16 protein-coding genes are annotated in these 19,480 nt (G+C 35.5%); all 16 read right to left on the bottom strand.

Annotated features, from left to right (window positions below; translation table 11 throughout):
- Positions 1-228 precede the first annotated feature (228 nt).
- Positions 229-1,536, bottom strand: a complete 1,308-nt coding sequence (locus tag LUA91_RS20105) for a DUF4302 domain-containing protein (protein WP_231427906.1) — start codon at positions 1,534-1,536, stop codon at positions 229-231.
- Positions 1,537-1,554: 18 nt separating this feature from the next.
- Entirely contained in the window at positions 1,555-3,018 is a 1,464-nt protein-coding gene (locus LUA91_RS20100; protein WP_231427905.1) for a putative zinc-binding metallopeptidase, read from the bottom strand.
- 18 nt (positions 3,019-3,036) lie between these two features.
- Positions 3,037-4,506, bottom strand: a complete 1,470-nt coding sequence (locus tag LUA91_RS20095) for a RagB/SusD family nutrient uptake outer membrane protein (RefSeq protein ID WP_231427904.1) — start codon at positions 4,504-4,506, stop codon at positions 3,037-3,039.
- A gap of 18 nt (positions 4,507-4,524) precedes the next feature.
- A complete protein-coding gene (locus LUA91_RS20090) occupies positions 4,525-8,148 on the bottom strand; it encodes a SusC/RagA family TonB-linked outer membrane protein (RefSeq protein WP_231427903.1) in 3,624 nt (1,207 codons plus the stop codon).
- A 23-nt stretch (positions 8,149-8,171) separates the two neighbouring features.
- Positions 8,172-9,134, bottom strand: coding sequence for a FecR family protein (locus LUA91_RS20085; RefSeq protein ID WP_231427902.1), 963 nt, complete (start codon positions 9,132-9,134; stop codon positions 8,172-8,174).
- Between the two features lie 120 nt (positions 9,135-9,254).
- Positions 9,255-9,857, bottom strand: coding sequence for an RNA polymerase sigma-70 factor (locus tag LUA91_RS20080; protein ID WP_231427901.1), 603 nt, complete (start codon positions 9,855-9,857; stop codon positions 9,255-9,257).
- A gap of 109 nt (positions 9,858-9,966) precedes the next feature.
- Positions 9,967-10,506 (bottom strand): DUF420 domain-containing protein, encoded by a 540-nt coding sequence (locus tag LUA91_RS20075; RefSeq protein WP_231427900.1) that lies wholly within the window; start codon positions 10,504-10,506, stop codon positions 9,967-9,969.
- Positions 10,507-10,583: 77 nt separating this feature from the next.
- Positions 10,584-11,279: an SCO family protein gene (locus LUA91_RS20070; protein ID WP_231427899.1), complete on the bottom strand. Its 696-nt coding sequence runs from the start codon at positions 11,277-11,279 to the stop codon at positions 10,584-10,586.
- Complete coding sequence (locus LUA91_RS20065; RefSeq protein ID WP_231427898.1) at positions 11,279-11,632, bottom strand: cytochrome C oxidase subunit IV family protein; 354 nt, start codon at positions 11,630-11,632, stop codon at positions 11,279-11,281. The genes LUA91_RS20070 and LUA91_RS20065 overlap by 1 nt, the downstream gene beginning before the upstream one ends.
- 24 nt (positions 11,633-11,656) lie before the next feature.
- Positions 11,657-12,364, bottom strand: coding sequence for a cytochrome c oxidase subunit 3 (locus tag LUA91_RS20060; protein ID WP_231427897.1), 708 nt, complete (start codon positions 12,362-12,364; stop codon positions 11,657-11,659).
- A gap of 31 nt (positions 12,365-12,395) precedes the next feature.
- Positions 12,396-12,962, bottom strand: a complete 567-nt coding sequence (locus LUA91_RS20055; RefSeq protein WP_231427896.1) for a cytochrome c oxidase subunit 3 — start codon at positions 12,960-12,962, stop codon at positions 12,396-12,398.
- 15 nt (positions 12,963-12,977) lie between these two features.
- Positions 12,978-13,886 (bottom strand): heme o synthase, encoded by a 909-nt coding sequence (gene cyoE / locus LUA91_RS20050; RefSeq protein WP_231427895.1) that lies wholly within the window; start codon positions 13,884-13,886, stop codon positions 12,978-12,980.
- A gap of 11 nt (positions 13,887-13,897) precedes the next feature.
- Positions 13,898-14,956, bottom strand: coding sequence for a heme A synthase (locus LUA91_RS20045; RefSeq protein ID WP_231427894.1), 1,059 nt, complete (start codon positions 14,954-14,956; stop codon positions 13,898-13,900).
- 82 nt (positions 14,957-15,038) lie between these two features.
- Complete coding sequence (locus LUA91_RS20040; protein WP_231427893.1) at positions 15,039-16,916, bottom strand: cbb3-type cytochrome c oxidase subunit I; 1,878 nt, start codon at positions 16,914-16,916, stop codon at positions 15,039-15,041.
- A gap of 24 nt (positions 16,917-16,940) precedes the next feature.
- Positions 16,941-18,179, bottom strand: coding sequence for a cytochrome c oxidase subunit II (locus LUA91_RS20035; RefSeq protein ID WP_231427892.1), 1,239 nt, complete (start codon positions 18,177-18,179; stop codon positions 16,941-16,943).
- Between the two features lie 66 nt (positions 18,180-18,245).
- Positions 18,246-19,466 (bottom strand): quinol:cytochrome C oxidoreductase, encoded by a 1,221-nt coding sequence (locus LUA91_RS20030; protein WP_231427891.1) that lies wholly within the window; start codon positions 19,464-19,466, stop codon positions 18,246-18,248.
- Positions 19,467-19,480: the final 14 nt, after the last annotated feature.

Genomic DNA, 19,480 nt, shown 5'->3' with positions numbered 1-19,480 from the left:
TAAAAGTGTGTTCCAGGCAAGAAATTGCGTTTGAGACATAGAGCTCGCAGAGGAAATTCTTATTTATGATTGCCCGCTAAGTGTGGGTAGGTAATTCTTATTGCATATTATTTATAGAGGAAATATAAGATTAAATGAATGCAGGGCAGCAAAAATTATGTCATAAAAAAACCCCGCTGGTGAGGCGGGGTTTGAGGAGAGATTGTTAAATTAATAATTATTGATTACTTATCTTGGTCTCCAGCTAATCCATGCTTGAGCATCTGATACTCTTACCATGTCATAGTTTTTTCCATCATCTGATGTTGGAATAAAATACCAATCTTGAGCACTTCCAACAGTTGCGCCACCATACATAATTGCTCTTGCTGCTGTCATAGCCTGGGCTATTGCTGTAGTTCCAGTAAATGTGCCTAAATTACTTGCTAAAGTAAAACGAGCAATTCCAGCATTTACTGTAAAAGGAACTCTAGAATAAGTATATGGAGCACCAAGTGCACCAGTAAACGTAATTAGCCCTTCATTTGTACCACCAAATACAGCTGGCCCTGCATACCACAAGTTTTGGTAGCCTGCAATATTTCTGAAATTACAAAAATCATCAACACCATTAGCGTGAAAAGCTCTATCCGATACCCAACACCCATTAAAGTTAGCTGCCATTTGTGTGTACCATCTTTGGGCAGCATTTACATCCAATTTCAGTGGAGCAATAGCTTCTTTAATTTGAATAGGTGTTCCACTAACACTTGCATTTATAAATCCTGAAGAAGCATCAAAACTTACACCGCTTAGCTGTGTTACTGTAGCAGTTCCTACAGTTAATGGTGCGTATAAGTTGATACTTGTGCCAGAAACATAATAGTTAGACTTAACAGTTTTAAGCGTAGCCCCGTCCAAATATGAAAAAGAAAGAATTTGTGCGCTACCATCTAATTTCACTTCACAATCAACCCCGCCAATAGTTGTTCTTTTAAAGTAGGTTCTTAATTTAGATGTCACTGCAATAATATTATCAACAGAAGTAAAAACAGCAGCACTCTCTGCAGCAGATTTTGATCTGATCAAGATTAATTTACTTTTATTAAATGTTCCTTCTAACTTAATGGTATCAGCACTCGAGGATAAGAATGCAAATTCAAAATCTGAATAATAACCAGCTGCAGTAGCTCCACCAAAAACGCTTGATGTTGGATCGGCAATCAGGTGTAATGTAGAATAAGAATCAAATAATAAAGTTGGCCTTTGTAGTGCCTTTAAACGATAAGAACTTTCTGCCGGGGTGTTTGCGTAATCTGCTGACATCGTAGTTCTATTTTTATCAGTAAAACTGAATAAAAACGTTGCCGGCACTTCACTATCTGTCAATAAATAACCCTTCCAACCAAATTCGGCACCAGTTAGTTGCTTTTGGTAATCAGCTAATGTTGCTGATAACCTTTCATCCACATTGCCCATAATTGGCTCCGCTTCATCTTTTTTACAAGAGCCTAAGGCTAATGCAAATAAGAATATATAAAATAAATGCTTTTTCATTATTTCTAATTTTGATTATTACAATGTTCCAAATAAGTAAGAGGTTGGATCAGCTGTTTTCACAAGTCCGCCAAATATGCTTTTAGACTGTGGAACGATATCATCAACCCAACGAATATTAAATTGTTGGTTGTTGAAATACGTTGTTAATGCTGTTAAATAGGTTTCAACCAATCTAGCATTTCCGTAAGTGGTAGTGGTAGGCTGTGGTGCCGCATAAACCATGGTAACAGTTCCATTAACATTAGTTACGTTATAATCGAAATCAGCGTTAAAACCAACACCAACTGCTGCTGTAGGGTCCATAAAGTTTACCCTTAAGATAACTTTGTTTGCTGTTGTAAAAATCAAAGAAATATTGTCGATGTAATAGCTTTTTAATGTAGTGGTATTACCGGTTTGCATATTGGTATTTGCCGTATTGTATGCAGCTAAAAACTTGGCAGATAAACCTGTCAATTTTTGAGGATTAATAGTAATGGTACCATAAGTTTTAGCTGGCCCTAATAGGCTATTAAAATCAGCCGTTGGTGAATTTGCTTCGATAGCAGCCTGGGTTTTCGCTTGCAAATCAGCTAAATCAATACCCCAGCTATCTTTCATATAAGCAATAACAATCGCCTTTTTCCTTAATAACTTTGATCTACCATCGATATTTTGTTCATACACACCTTTACCGTTTCTTTTGATATACAGCCCGTCAAATACAAAAAGGTTGTTTACTATGTTATCAAAATTAGCAGATCCACCTTCTAAAAGGGTTGATAAGGTTTCCACAAAATCATCGTCTTTATTTGATCTGGCATAAGGAGTTACAAAACCCTTACCCCAAAAATCTGCCTCATAGGCAATTTTATCTAAAGCGGCAGTAGCTGAATATGCTCCTCTAAAAATATTAAACCAAGTTGCAGTATAATCGCCAGGTGTAATTCTTTGATAATCGGGAGTTACCGCTATGTTTTGGTTGAGAATATGACCAAACTCATGATGCATGGTGTGCAAAATTTGCTTTACCGCAGGTTTATTTGTAGGATTGAATGTATTCAGATCCAATAATACAATTTTTCTACCTGCTTCTGCCGTACCTAAAGTAATGGTTCCGTTACTGTTGTATGATGGGCTTCCGGCTAAATAAAATTGCTTCTGAGTATAAGTTTTCATAAAGTCGGCACCTTTAACAGCCACATAAGGATCTATCCAGGTTTTCTTGATGATATCCATTACCGGAACCACAAGATCTTCTTTAATAGGCACCACATTTTTATAAATCTCACCCAATTCAGATCTATCCCATTTATATTTAACTTCAATATTATATGGAGTGGTGTAGTTTGTACTGATCCATTCATCGATAGGGCCTTTTGTCCAGGTATCACCTCCAAGACCCACCAAATTGGCAGTTAAATTTTCTTCTTTGCTACATCCGGCTAAAAAGATTGTTGCCAATGCAACTATTGATAAATTTAATAATTTCTTTTTCATAATATTTTGATATTATAATTAACGTGGATTAGCAGCTAAACCAGCAGCAACTGCATCTTGAGGAATTTGAACTAATCTTCTAGGATCATTTGCACCTAAAGTAATGGTTACTTGCCCATTAGCTGAAACATGTGTGATTGGTATTTTCAATCGTACAATATCCAACCACCTTAAACCTTCATGCATGTATTCTTGACGTTTAAAATTTAACACCGTACCTACCAATGCATCTTTTGCTGATAAAGCAGGAAAAAAAGCAGTTGCTTTGGCTTGCGTAAATTTATCTGCGGTTACAGAATAGTTCACAATTCTTTTTGAAAGGTAAAAGTCAAGATCGGCAATGGCTTGGGCAGTATTACCCAACATGGCATTTGCCTCTGCCCTATTAAACAACACTTCTTCGCTACTCAATAAAGGAACCATATTATAACCATCGCCAAAATTAGCGCTAATGGTTTCTTTAACAAAATGTTCTCTGAATTTAGGAATGTTGTAAACAGTTTCATTTCCACCAAAAATCTTGGTTGTCATGGCTAAAGCCTTACCTGTGGGATTATTACCAGCGTTAAAAACAGTTGCCCTTACTGCTGAACTCAATCCGAAGTTATAACCTGCATAGCTTCTACCCCAATAAGAATTTGCTTCCTGCAATAATAAATTAGCAGGCTCAGTTGAATTTGTATATAAAGCTTGTAACTCATAATAACCCAAAACATTATAAGTGGTATTCCAAGCACGTAAATTATCAACAATTGTTGTTCCCGGAAATATCGCGTTGGCTTGATCAATTACCTTTTGATAATCTTGTTTAAATAAATAAAAACGAGTTGCAAAGGCACGTGCTGCCTGAGTAGTAAAGTGATATTTTGGCACACGGTATGAATTGTTTTTAATTAAAGGTAAACCTTCAAGTAAATCTTTTTCAATATTTGCATAAACACTGGCCACAGTACCTCTGGTATAATTTCCCTCCACAATTTTTTGAGGTAATGTTACATAAGGTATTCCTGGATCTGAAGCTGCTGTAACAGGATCATAAGCTTTGGCAAAAAATGTAACTAACATAAAGTGAACGTATGCCCTGGCTACTAATGCCTCTCCTTTACTTGCTGAATATTCAGCTGTGTTTCCAGCTTTGTCAATTGCTTCCAATGCATAGTTAGCTGCTGCAATTGCTTTGTAACAAGAGTTCCAGTAAAATGGAGGAGTATCAACAGAATTAGCATCAATTTGATCGATATAATTCCATGCAGAAGAGTTAGGTAAATCTCTCCCCGTACCGCCCTTATCACCTGCATTATCGCTCATTGATTCTGCCATTGTAATATAATTGGCATGAGGATAAGCATTTGCCAATAATTCAGCTACCTTGACAGCACTGTTCAACTCAGTCCGGTCATCGGGCTGATGCTCTAAAAACTTCTTACATCCTGAAGCGAGAAGCAAGCTTGAGCAAGCGATATATATAAATATTTTATTTCTTTTCATTTTGTTTTTCAGTTTAAATTAGAATCCAACTTTTAGTGAAAGCGTGTATTGCTTTGGAATTGGCAATGCCACACCACCCGATGCAAAAAATTCCGGATCTTGCCCTTTAAGTTTCTTATCAGAATAAATCAACCAAAAGTTATTTGCTACAGCACTAATTGATGCGTTATTTGCGCCAATTGCTTTTAATATATTAGCTGGCAATGCGTATGATAGCGACAATTGTTTTAAACGGATAAAACCACCATCAGCAACTCTTGCTGTAGAATAATTATAAGTATTATATGGATAGGTTCCATCAATATTTGCAGCAGCTTCAACATCAAGTATTGATGGAATGTTGGTTAACAGTTCATCGCCTGGTAAAGTCCATCTGTCTTTAAATTCATTTGGTAATGCATCCAAATCAGAGTAAGAAGTTGCAAACACTGGATTTAATCTAATTTTATTACCTGCAGAGAAAGTAAATAATGATCCGAAAGTAAATCCTTTATAACTAACCGAATTGTAGAAACCTCCGGTTAATTTTGGATCTGTTGGCCCCTCATATTTCAAATATTTAGTATCCAAACTTTGCATGTAAACATCAGTACCTCTTTCACCCTTTTCATTAATAAATTCTGGAATACCAGTATCGTGGTTCAATCCAGTAAAATCAACAGAATATAAACCGCGGTAAGGATAACCTTCCTGTGGACCACCGTCAGCAGTTACTAAACTGAAGATATTTTGTGGACTTGAAAGTTTTGTTACTTTATTTTTATTGTATCCAAAGTTGAAATTACTTCTCCAGTTCCAATCTTTTGATTTGATGATCGGACCACTTATCGTAACTTCAATACCTTTGGTATTCATATCAGCGTAATTGGCCGTTGTTAAATACTGACCGCCAATACCTGAAGTACGTAATGGACTGATTAAATCGAAACCATCCCTGTTATACAAATCAACTGTTAAGTTTAATTTATCTTTGAAAAATCCTAAATCAAACCCGATGTTAGTTTCGTACTGTTTTTCCCAAGTTAAATCTTTATTTTCAATGTATTCAATATTCATTACCGATTCAGTTTCGTTGGTATAAGGTCTTAATGCACTGGCATTTCTTAATACCAAAGCCGAATTAGTTGCGCTTCCTAAACTTGCGGTTAATCCATAAGTAGCACGTATTGTAGCACGGTTAAATATTTTGGTCAAGCCTTCATTCTGAAAAAAGTTTTCTCTATCCAAATTCCAGGCGCCTGAAATATTCCATGTAGGCAACCATCTTGCTGTAGCAGAACTACCCAATTGATTTGAGCCATCATATCTACCAGTTGCATTAAATGAATATTTTCCATCGTATGAATATGCCGCTCTTGCCATAAACGCAGCAAAACGATCATATCTGTTATTCATTGAAAAATAATTCAAGTTGTTAAGTGTTGCCTGCTTTATTACATTTGGATCGATAAATGGCACACCACCTTTGTCATACTGATAACCATAACCAATCATACTTCTTGTTTGACGGTCAGCCATTCTCATTTCTTGAAAAGCATAAACGTTGATCAAGTGTTTTTCATTGATAGTGTTATCATATTCAAGTGAGTTTCTAACCATATAAGATTTTAAAAAGTCATCTGTAGTATTGTAAAAGCCTCCATAAGGCAAAACCACTATAGGCTGTAATTCTGGATGTTCCGGATCACGAAATAAAAAACGATTATTATCTTGTATGTATGAATCGCCATTTGCACGGTAGGCGTTGGCCATATTGGAGTTTTCTCTAACCTTGTGTTCATTACCACTTTTCACATAACGCATCGAGGCCAAGAAATCATACTTAAAGTGTTTTGCAAATTTATAAGCTAAACCACCTTGAAGTTTGAAATCCAACATACTTAAATCCAAAGAGTTATTATCCAATTCATCAAGAATATTAAAGTTTGCAAAATTTCTGGTGAAGCTCTCTCTATTCCCATTTTGATCAAAAGCTGTTAATGTTCTGCTTGTATTTAAAGCATAACTAAATGGGTTAATATCGAAATCTCTGGAATATGTTCCTTCTACCGGATTACTCACGCGACCAACAGTACCAGGCGCTTTTTGATTACGAATTGATCCAGTAGTAATGAAGTTAACAGTAAGTTTATTTGATAAGTTGAATACGGCATTTACGTTTGCAGTATATCTTTCAACATCATTTCCTACTGCCCAACCATTATCATTTAAGTAACTTGTAGAGATATATAATTGAGACTTTTCTGTACCTGATGATATACTAATTGCATGTTCCTGCATTAAAGAATTTTTGAACAGTACATCGAACCAATCAGTATTTGTTGTTGCATAACGAGAAAGAAATGAGTTTCTAGCTTCCGGCGTATTGGCTAAACCAAACTGACCAGAAGTGGCGTCATAAGTATTAATTAACTGATACATTTTAGTAAATACGCCACCATCCGCTGCTCTCGAAGCACTTGAATGATTCAACCATCCCTTACGAGCCAACTCTGAGTAAACTGACATCTGATCGGACGAGTTCATGATGTTATAGCTATCGTAAGTTGGCTTTAAATAAGTTGAAAAGTTACCTGTATAAGATATTAATGGTTTTCCAATACGTCCTTTTTTCGTTGTAATTACAACGACACCATTCATAGCTCTTGCACCATATTGTGCTGTTGCAGCTGCATCTTTCAAAATATTAAAACTCTCAATATCATCTGCATTAATGCCTGCAACTGATGAACCGATGAGCGTACTAACATCTCCAGACGAAAGCTGTTCATTAGAAATATTCACAACATCTTCCAAGATTACACCATCAACTACCCAAAGTGGCTTGTTATCACCGGTAATCGAAGTTGCACCACGAACACGAATTTTGGGAGCTGCACCAAAAGTACCTGAAACATTCTGTACAGAAACCCCAGCTACACGGCCTTCTAGCATTCGACTCACATCTGTAATACCATCTTGCTTAACATCAGAACCCTTTAATGCAGTTGCTGCTCCTGTAAATAGTTTCTTATTCAAATTTTGGTAGCCAGTTGAAACAATATTTACATCCTTTAACTCATTTGCATCTTCTTCGATAAAAACATCGATAGTGGTTCTGCCATTTACAGCAACTTCGATAGTTTTGTAACCAACCGAAGCAAAAGATAAAGTTGCGCCATCTTTAACACGAATTTGGTATTCACCATCACCGTTAGTGGAAACTGCATTTGAAGTACTCTTTTCACGTACACTTACGCCAGGCATTGGAGAACCACCCTTTTTATCTTTAACACGACCTTTGATAATTACATCCTTTTTGGTATTTGATTTTTGTGATTCCTGAACCTTCAGAATAACCTGGTTGCCAACCAATTTGTAAGCAATGTTCTTTTGCTTCAACTGGTCTAGTGATTCAGTAATAGAGGTTAGTTTAGTTGGAACATCCAACATCATTGTTTTGTTGATTTCAGCTGCATCGTAAACGAAACTTACGCTGTAAGTTTGTTCGATTTTCTTTAAATAGCTGTCTAATCTTTCAGGTTTGGCTTTGCCTTGCTGTGCATCAGCACTGGCTAAAACCGTCCAAAAGATTGCACACAGAAGCAGTGCCATTCGGCACAAAAGCATTCCCGCATTTCTTTGGTAGAAATTTCTCTCCATAGTTAAATTGTTTGTTTGATTAGTTAAGGTGTAGTTAGGATGATATTATCTTTAGTTTCTCTAAGTTTTAAATTATATGTGGCCTTTAATACTTCTAAGACCTCATTTAAGCTGTTTTTTTCAAATTTGGCATTGAATTTTTCTACAAATTGATGATTCGCTTCAAGTTTAATGTTTTTACTATAATAATGGCTTAACTGCTTGCAAACTTCTCCAAGCGGCGTATCAACAAAAACCAACTCCTTAGTTAACCACGAATCGGCATTTTGTGAAAGCCTTGTTGTAAATTCTCTTTTTTGGATATTGTAGGTGAGTGCTTGTCCAGCAGTTAAGATTGAGGATGCACCATTTGAATAAGGTGAGAAAATCACTTTTCCCGTTTTCACATCGAGGTCGATTTTGCTTGGAGAATAATCAATATTAAATGAAGTACCTAACACGCTTACCTTTGATTCGCCCATAATAATCTGGAAAGGATGTTGCGGATCTTTGGTTACTTTAAAAAAAGCTTTTCCCTTACTTAAAAATATTTCTCTAGATGAACCCTTAAAAACTTTAGGGTATTTAACAACGGTATGATTAGCTAACACTACAGCCGATCCATCAGCAAGCCTAACTGAATCTATGCTGCTTGTTGTTTTTAAGCTAATGATTTCAACTGTATTTCTCAACTCTAATAACCAGTATAATGATCCGGCTAATAAAATGGTTGCTGCTACACCACTTAACCATTTGATAAGATTCGTTGAGCGGCTTGAAGCTTTTTTTAGCGCTTGGTGAAAATTAGCAACTGCTTCCTTTTCATTTAAGTGATTTAAACGCCCTGATTGTGACGATAAATTCCATATCCGTTCTACATCCTTAAAATAGGATGCATTACTTTTCGATTCAGCGCAAAAAGAAACTATGTCAGAATGAAGTTTTTCATCCTGTGGATTGTTTAAATACCGAACAATTAAGTCCAGGTATTCAGGTTGGTTAAGCATTAGTTAGTTTGGGTTTGTAATGTATAGACAAATAACTTCCAGAAAACCCCTAGTATTTTTTAAAAAAAACTTGAATTTATTTTAAAATGGCATTCAAATGTGTATTGAAAGTTCCTTATTTTAATAAAGAAATATATTCATTAGCATTAAATAGGCTTTTCCACGTTTTTTTAATTCTGAATCGTTTAAAAATCGCTCTCGCAAAATTTTCAATGCATTTCCTATATGATTTTCTACAGTTTTCTCAGAAATATTTAGCTGCGCAGCTATTTCCTTATACTTCAAATTTTCAAACCTACTTAATTTGAAAATCTTTTTGCACTGTAAGGGTAATTTTTCTATTTCCTCTCGGAGCAATATAATTACTTCATGCTCCTCATCCAATTCCATAAAATATTCATCAGATAATTCAGAAGTTAATTTTAAATGATGTTGTGCTATGTTTTTTTGGCGATTGATGTAATTAACAGACGAATTAATTACAGCTCGATACAGATAAGATTTTACTGATTTAACATCTGAAAGTTGATAAGGATTTTCCCAAATTTTTAAAAATACATCCTGAACTAGTTCTTCAGCAGCATAAATATCTTTTAAATATTTATCACTAGCTAGTAAGAGCTTTTGGAAATAGGACGTGTAAAAGCGGGTGAAGACCGAAGTTCGACCTTTCTCAATCAAAGCAATTAAATCACTTCCGGTTTCTATTTCTGCTACATCCATCAAATTGTAACTCGTATTGATCTTCAATTATCAAATCAATATTACAAATTAATGAGCACAAAATTTATAGAAATAACAGCCTTTTTGGCGAAGGAATTATTTTAAGAAATTAATAGTTATAATAAGGTGATATCATCAGATAAACAATAACTCCAGTTATTGCAACATACAACCACATCGGAAAAGTGATTCTAGCAATTTTTCTATGCTTGTCAAAACGTTGAGCGAGCGCCCTAACAAAAGTGATCAATACGAATGGTATGATGATTACAGAAAGACAAATATGTGTAATCAATATAAAGTAATAGATATATTTAATAGCGCCTTCCCCTCCAAATTTTGTTGAATCTGAGGTCATGTGGTAAGCTACATACATTCCAAGAAAAGCAACAGATAAACCTATTGCAACCTTCATCAGGTTCTCATGTAATTTTTGTTTACCGTTTTTTATGGCCCAAACTGCGATAATGAGTACAATAGCGGTAAGGCCATTAATGGCAGCATATATTGGCGGCAAAAATGATAAAGGCTTAACATCATAACCCAGCTTCCTTAAATTAACTCCAAATAATAATGCTACTACTAAAGGTATAGCTATGGACAATACGATAATCCATTTATTATATTTCTGCTCTACGGATGATTTCATTTCTGTTATTGCGCCTTAATACTTTACACTTTCAACTTTGTACTTTATACTATGTACTATGTACTTTAAAACCCTTACTACCTACCGTCTTTTATATTTCTCAAATATTCTGCGATAAGTACTTTTATTTCATCTTCAAGCCTGCTTCTGGCTTCGGGATTATCTATTTCATACATCCCCCTAATTCGATGCTGCACATCAATAAGTAAAATTTTATTTCCAAAGATAAAATTTGATTGATCTCTTGAGTCGTCATTAATTACATCGAGCAGCAAACCTTTTCTAATAAAAGGATAAGTAGAAATAGTATCGCCGGCAAGCAAATCCCATTTACCCGGCTTGGCATTATATTGATTAGAAAAGTCTTTCAATTTATTTTTATCTTCAGGATTTACCGAAATGCTTAAAAAGCGAACCAAAGGTTTCTTTTCATATCCTGCTGATAACTGACTGATGTATTTAATTACATCCTTACTCATTGCATCTGTAAAAAACAGGTTCAATACAACTATTTTATCTTTTAATGATGACCGGTTTACTGAATCGCCATTCTGATTAATTAAGCTAAAAGCAGGGATTTGATGGTAAATGGTATCAGGGATTTTTTTCCCTTTAACAGAGTGAAATGTAGATGCAACCACCTTTTCTCCGAATACGGGAAGACTTTTATACCTGTTCTTCGCAAATTGTGGCAATAAGTAAAAAAACAAAAATCCTGGTATAGCTAAAATGCTTACCAGGATTAGTACCTTTTTTATAGGGTTTCTTTTCATTAATGACTTAACATGTGGATGTTTAAGAAACCACCCTCAATTAACATTAAAACTATAAAGTAAATAATGAAAATAAATGAAACTGTTAATGAAAGTTGAAGCCCTAGTTTCTCATATTTTAAGTGCATAAAATATGCTACAATGTAAAAAGCTTTTACTAAAGTTAAAGCGATATACAAAAAGTTTCCAACGCCATGAGAAATATATCCTTTCGGTAAAATCACTAACGCAATGATAAATTCAATTACGGTTATTAATAATAAGATACCGAATACTTGCCAAATTTTACTTCTGCTTAAGCCAGCGTGTTCTTCGTGTTCGTGTCCTTCTGTATGTGAATGATGTTCTGACATGATAATATTTTTAGATATGATAAATTAAACTAAATAGAAGAATGTAAAAACAAACACCCAAACTAAATCTACAAAGTGCCAATACAAACCAACTTTTTCTACCATTAAATAATGTCCTCTTCTTTCGAAAGTTCCATTAATGGTCATGATTAATATAATAATATTGATTAACACCCCACTAAATACGTGAAAACCGTGGAAACCAGTTATCGTAAAGAAAAGGTTTGAAAACTGTTGTGCGGCCACTAAAGAAACATCACCAGAAAATAAATGTTTTAATTCTTCTGCTGATGGAATTTCTCCCCAACCAAATCCTTCATGGAATAAGTGAGTCCATTCTAATGCCTGACAGCCTAAGAACATAAAACCACCAATTATTGTTGCAACCATCCACCAGATTACTTCTTTTTTCGAACGTCTATGACCTGCTTCAACAGCTAATACCATTGTTACAGAACTCATAATTAAGATGAATGTCATGATACCCACAAATACCAATGGATAACCACTATCGGCAAGACCTGGTACTGATTGGAAAACCAAATCAGGATCTGGCCATGTTAATTTTGAAAAACGCTGTGCGCCATAATAGATCAATAGCGATGAAAAAGTAAAAGCATCTGACAAAAGGAAAAACCACATCATGATTTTACCATATTCTACCGACCACGGAGAACGACCACCATTCCATGGTCCGGTTTTAACTTGATCTAATTGTGATACTGAATTCATTTGGAAATAGTATAATAGTTTGTTAACAAATTTAACGGTTCAAAAGTAAAAAAACATACAGATATATCCATAATATATCTATAAAATGCCAAAAAATAGATGCGATTTCCATGCGATATTGGCTTTTCGCTAATGGAATATTTCTATAACTGCCCACTAAAGCACTGATTATTAAGAATGCACCTGCAATTATATGCAAGAGGTGAATAAAACTTACCACGTAAATGAAAGAAATGGCGGCATTATTTCCAACCAAAGTTGCACCTGTGTTGATCATACTGCCCCATGCATTGAATTGCATCACCCCAAAAGCGATGGCTAAAAACACAGTAGCCCAAAGCAAGTATCTTTGTAAACTGAAGTTTAGTTTACGTAGTGCTCTGGATGCCAGGAATAGTGTGATGCTACTGGCAATAATCACCAAGCTTGAATATATAAATGCATCAGGTAAAACTAAACCGTGTCCTTTTCCTTTTGATGCAGAAAAGACAAGATAGTAACTCGTAAAGCCTCCGAACATTATAGTTGAAGATACCACAAATAACCAGACTATAAATTTCCTCGGTTTTGGATCAAATGTATCTTGGATATTTTCCATCGTTAGAACCATAAATTATTTTGCTATAAAATTTAATAATAATCCCAACTGCACTGCCGGGATGTAAAAAAAAGAACAGAACATCACTTTCTTTGCATCAATCAATTCTCTGTTCAATAAAAGTTTCAATGCCAGCCAGCTAAAAATTATTCCAGCAATTAGCGATAAACCTGCAATGTAATAACCACCAAAACCGTAAAAGGTAGGCAACAAGCTAACTGGTATTAAAATTAATGTACTTATAAAAGTGAATAATGCCGAAGCCTTATCGCGTTTTTTAGTTGGTAATAATCTAAATCCTGCTTTCTTATAATCATCATCCAATACCCATGCAATTGCCCAGAAGTGTGGAAATTGCCAAACGAATTGAATCAAAAATAATATGCCTGCAATGTAATAATCAATCTCATGAAACATTTCGGCCTTTAAACTGCCAAATGCTGCTAAATATCCAATTAGCGGTGGTAAAGCACCCGGTATGGCACCTACAAAAACCGCGATGGGCGATTTACGTTTCAAAGGTGTGTAGGCAAACGCATAAAGCAAAATAGAAAACACGGATAATAAACCTGTTTCTAAGTTAAGTTTGCCTAATAACCAAGTGCCTAAAAAAGCCATGAATACACCTAAAATTAAACCCTGACCAGTGGTCATTCTTCCAGCTGGCATTGGCCTGTCTTTAGTGCGAGACATTAACTTATCCAAATCTTTTTCAATAATTTCATTGAAGCAATTGGCCGCTGCTGTTACTAAAAAACCACCTGCAATTAATATACCCCAGTTGCCCCAATCAATGGAAGGAATATGGCCTCTACCCACTTGCATTTTCTGTCCGATAAGAAAAGATATCGACGCAGAAAATACTACCGTAAACGATAGCCTGAATTTGATAAGTTTAGAAAAATCTGAAATTACTTGTTTCAATTCTCTTTTTATTATTGCTTATAGGTACTTGTTCTGTAAACCAGCAAGTACAAATAAAATTGTAAACTAAATAACAGCGTAGAAAACAAAATATGTATGGCTTGCGCTGCCGGTGGAAATGCGATGTATGCCAAAGCGAAACCACTTAATAATTGTATGAGAAGCGTGATCAAAATAAATCGAGCGGTTAATAGTGGAGCTGCTTTACCACTAAAACGATCGATCACCATTTTATAAACTATTCCGTTTGTAATTACCACAAGAATAGCCAGATCGCGATGGTAAGAAAATATTGATCCAACTTTGGATATCCAACTCTCTCTGATACTGTATGAAAGAGATTTAGCAATCACATCTACAGATTCCCTAACTTCTGTACCCAGAACGATTTGAATAATACTCACTACTAAAGTAAAAAGTAAAAACCCTTTCAGCCATAAAATGCGATACATAATAACTGATGGTGCTTTATTCAGCTGTTTAGCATAGTTGTAGGTATATATGGAGATTGCTAAGATAACAATTGCCAATAACATATGAACGGTAACCACCCATTGTGCCAAATTAGTAGATACAACTATCGAACCTAACCAGGCTTGATATCCTACAACAAAAATATTCAGGATACTCAATACAATAATTCTCTTTGCTGTTTTTCTATAAGTGAAGGAATAGATTGCTGTTAAGAGTAGAAATATTCCTGCAAAAACTCCTGTTAACCGATTAATATATTCTACCCAGGTTTTAGCTGGATTAAATTCCTCTGGCAACGTAATGCTTTTATCATTTCTAATGCTATTGGCCAATTCAATCTTGCCCATACTCTCTAGGTATTTAGCAAATTTCTCGTTTTTCTTCATCCTACCAGCAACATACTTCTCTTTGTAATCAGCAGGGAGTTGAGATACATTTGTTGGGGGAATATAGCGATCAAAACATTTCGGCCAATCAGGACAACCCATGCCCGAACCTGTACTGCGAACAATACCCCCGGCAAGTATAACCAATAGCGTAACTATGATGGTTATGAAGTTAATCTTAATGAAACGTTGTTCTGATCTGCTGACCATATATCTTTTAAGATGAAAAGGGTATCCGGATAAGCAGAAACTTAATCAGATACCCCTTTTAAAATTGTATTAAAGCTAAAAGCTAGTTATTCTCTTTTACAGGATTAGCTAATTCCCAATCTTGTTGAATTTTTTCTGCTTCTGCGTTTCCTTCAAAATCATGAGGCAAGTTTGAACTCATGGTTTGAGAGAAAGGAACTGTTTGAGGAATAAAATCCACATCATGTCCTGGCTTGCTATAATCATATGGCCATCTGTAAACTGTAGGAATTTCTCCTGGCCAGTTACCATGGATATGCTCAACTGGTGCAGTCCACTCTAAAGTATTAGCTTCCCAAGGATTTTGAGGTGCTTTTTTACCTTTAAAGATCGAATAGAAGAAGTTGAATAAAAATGCTACCTGAGCCAATGCTGCTAAAATAGCTGCCCAAGTTACAAATACGTTAACAGTTAACCATTTTTTCATGAATTCGAATTCAGTGAAAGCATAGTAACGACGAGGTACACCATCTAAACCTAAGAAGTGAAGCGGGAAGAATACCAGGTAGGCTGCAATGAAGGTTAACCAAAAGTGCAAGTAACCTAATTTAGCATTCATCATCTTACCAAACATTCTAGGGAACCAGTGATAAACACCTGCAAGCATACCAAAAATAGCTGCTGAACCCATTACCAAGTGGAAGTGGGCAACTACGAAATACGTATCGTGTAAATTAATATCTAATGATGCATTACCTAAGAAGATACCGGTTAAACCACCAGAGATAAAGAATGATACTAAACCAATAGCAAATAACATCGCTGGTGTAAAACGGATATTACCTCTCCAAAGTGTAGCCAAATAATTAAAAGTTTTTACTGCAGAAGGTACGGCAATAATCAACGTGGTAATCATAAACACACCACCCAATAATGGATTCATACCTGTTACAAACATATGGTGACCCCACACGATGAACGAAAGTACAGTGATACCAATTAATGAATAAACCATTGCATGGTAGCCGAAAATTGGTTTACGTGAATTTACCGAGATAACTTCTGATGAAATACCTAAAGCAGGCATAATTACAATATACACCTCTGGGTGACCTAAGAACCAGAATAAATGTTGCCATAAAATTGGAGAACCACCTTCATTTGGTAAAATATCGGTACCCATTACAATATCAGACAGGTAGAAACTTGTTCCGAAACTACGATCAAATACCATTAAAACAACCCCAGCTACAAGAACAGGGAAAGATAAGATACCTAAAATAGCCGTTAAGAAGAAAGCCCAGATTGGCAATGGCATTTTCCAAAGGTCCATACCTTTAGTACGCATATTTAAAATTGTACTCACGTAGTTAATACCACCCATTAATGATGATGCTACGAAAAGTACCATACTGATTAACCAAAGTGTCATCCCCATACCCGAACCTGGCATTGCTTTAGCAACAACTGATAAAGGAGGATAAACTGTCCAACCACCAGATGCCGGGCCCGTTTGGATGAAGAAAGAAGACATCATAATCACACAAGCCATAAAGAAAAACCAGTATGAAAGCATGTTTAAGAATGGCGACGCCATATCTCGGGCTCCGATTTGTAATGGAATTAATAAGTTACTAAATGTTCCACTTAAACCAGCGGTTAACACAAAGAAAACCATGATGGTACCGTGAATGGTTACCAATGCTAAATAAAAGTCAGGTTTGATACGACCACCTTCAGCCCATTTTCCTAAAAATGTTTCTAAGAAAGGAAAGTTTTGATCTGGCCAAGCCAATTGAATACGGAATAAAATTGATAAGCCCATGGCAATTACGGCCATGATAATACCAGTAATTAGGAATTGCTTAGCAATCATTTTGTGATCCATGCTGAAGATATACTTCGAAATCAACGTCTCCTTGTGGTGTCCGTGATCAGCGTGGTCGTGATTGTGTTCGTCGTGTAATGCTATTGTTGACATAATTCTTTTCGCTCCTGCTTAATATTATTTATTTAAAGCCATTTGGTTTCCCTTCACAGCTGCCGAATCGGTTGCTAATGAATCTCCTTCTGCTGCTGGTTTAGCAGGTGCAGGTGCCACAGGCAAATTAAATTGTTTTCTTAAATCGTCGTTTAAGTATGTTTTTTGTTCTGCAATCCAAGTTTTGTATTCCGCTTCTGAAACTACACGTACATCTTTTTGCATGTTCCAGTGACCTGAACCACAAATTTTAGCACAGAAGAAAAGGAACTTAAAGTTTGGATCATTTGTTTCCTCCTGCATCTGACGGGTAGTCTTGGTTGGAGTGAACTCAAAAATCGTTTGCATACCTGGTACAGTATTTAACTGAACCCTAAAGTGAGGCATGTAAAAACTATGGATAACATCTTTACTGTTTAAGATAAGCTTAATAGGTTTTCCAACCGGGATTACCATTTCATCAGCCATTTCATCATCACGAGAATTTAAATCCTTGAAATCGATACCTAATGTATTTGAGGCTGTAGTTAGTTTGTAGTTTTTCTTACCAACAATACCATCAGCTCCTGGGTAACGGATAGACCATTTAAACTGCTCAGAAGTAACCTCAATTTGAAGCGGTTTATTATTAGGATCTTCAACTTTAAAGAAAATTGATCTCCATGTTAAGAAACCCATCAATACTAAAACAGTTAAAACTAAAGCCGGAACGATTGTCCAGATTTTTTCAATTGTATTATTGTGAGGATAGTAGTAAGCTTTTCTTTTTGCAGAATATTTATAGATATAAGCAAATCCAAATAATAAAATGTGCGTAGCAATGAAAACTATTGTAGTGATGATTAATGTTAAATTAAACATCTCATCAATTTTCTTTCCATGTTCTGATGCCGCATCTGGCAATAACATCGAACCATGAACTGTATATTCCCAATACACACCATATAAACCTAAAACCAAGAACAATGCAAATAAACTTGCATGTACTCCATTCCAGTTTATACCGATTGGCTTACCTTGCGCTTCGCGGCTTAATTCATATACTTTTATTGATTTACCAATAATAGCGATGAATACACATACGGCAAGAAAAATCAGTGTGTAAAAAATTACTGATTTGTAAACCTCTCCCATATCAACTTTCGGTGCCGCTGCAGCTCCTGCTGCTGCCTCTTGCGCAAAAGCGCTGGTGTTTGCAAAAACAGTAAGTAATACTGCCAAAGCCGCGGTCGTTTTATTCGTGATAAACTTTCTTAAACTCATTTTCTTAAAAGTAGTACGCTGTACTTCTATAATAATAATTAAAATATTTGCCCTATTCTATCACCACTATAATTGGTGATGCAAACTTTCTTGTAATAATGGGTGATTCTTTGCAATTAAAGGTTTCTTGCTTAAGTTGCTCAACACCGTGAAGGTAAACAATCCAACAAAACCTACTGCTGTACCAATTTCAACAATACCAAAACCATTGTGTCCATCTTCAACAGCACCTGGCATAATCATTTGGTAATAATCTACCCAGTGACCTAACAATACCACGATAGAAACAAATAACAATTTCACATCTGTTCTTTTGTTGTCTCTATCCATTAATAATAATACTGGCGCTAAGAAGTTCATTGCCAAGTTTAAGAAAAACCAAAACTTGTAATATTCAAAACGTTTGTAGAAGTATACAGTTTCCTCTGGCATGTTTGCATAGTAAATTAATAAAAACTGTGCGAACCATACATAAGTCCAGAAGATAGAGAAACCAAAGATAAACTGACCTAAGTTATGTAAATGGCTATTGTTTACCCATTGCATGTAACCAGCTCTTCTTAATAAAATAATGATGATTGCAATAGTTGCTAAACTACTAACCCACATTGCAGCAAAATTATACCAACCAAACATAGTCGAAAACCAATGTGCTTCTAGCGACATGATCGTATCGAAAGCAAAAATCGGCGTAGTAAAACCGTAAATTACTAAGAAGATACAAGCATTTTTAAAGCTTTTTCTGTATGAAGCTAATCCACCAGCTAAATCTTCATTATATGAAAGTTTAGTAAAGCTAATTGCAAATGCACTGTAAACGCCCAAAAACACTACCATACGACCCAAGAAAAAAGGTACATTTAAGAATACTGCTTTACCTGCTATAAGTGCATCATAATTTGGACTATCTTTATCAGTTAATCCGTCTGCATGCCAATGATGATATAAGTTGTGTGTATATAAACCAGCAGCAATAATCACGATCAGGATTACAGAAGCAATAGGCAATGTTTTAGCCAACGCTTGTGGTACACGTAAAATTGAAGCAGACCACCCTGCTTGCGCAACAAATTGAACAGCTAGGAAAAACATACCTGACATACAAACGCATGCAAAGTAATATCCCATAAGCAACAGGTTAGCAAAAGTACGCTCATGCATTACTTTATCACCAGTAAAACCGTAACCAATAGCAATAGCACCTAATATGATACCAACAATGCTTAAGGTTTTTACTTTACCTGTAAACTCAAACTGTTCACTAAAATTAATATTGTGAGTTCCCATTTATATTCTGCTTT

Origin of the sequence: Pedobacter sp. Leaf250 (assembly GCF_920984735.1) — a bacterium.
Taxonomy (GTDB): domain Bacteria; phylum Bacteroidota; class Bacteroidia; order Sphingobacteriales; family Sphingobacteriaceae; genus Pedobacter.
The sequence above is the reverse complement of the archived record's forward strand: the minus strand, read 5'-3'. Positions and strand labels throughout refer to the sequence as shown.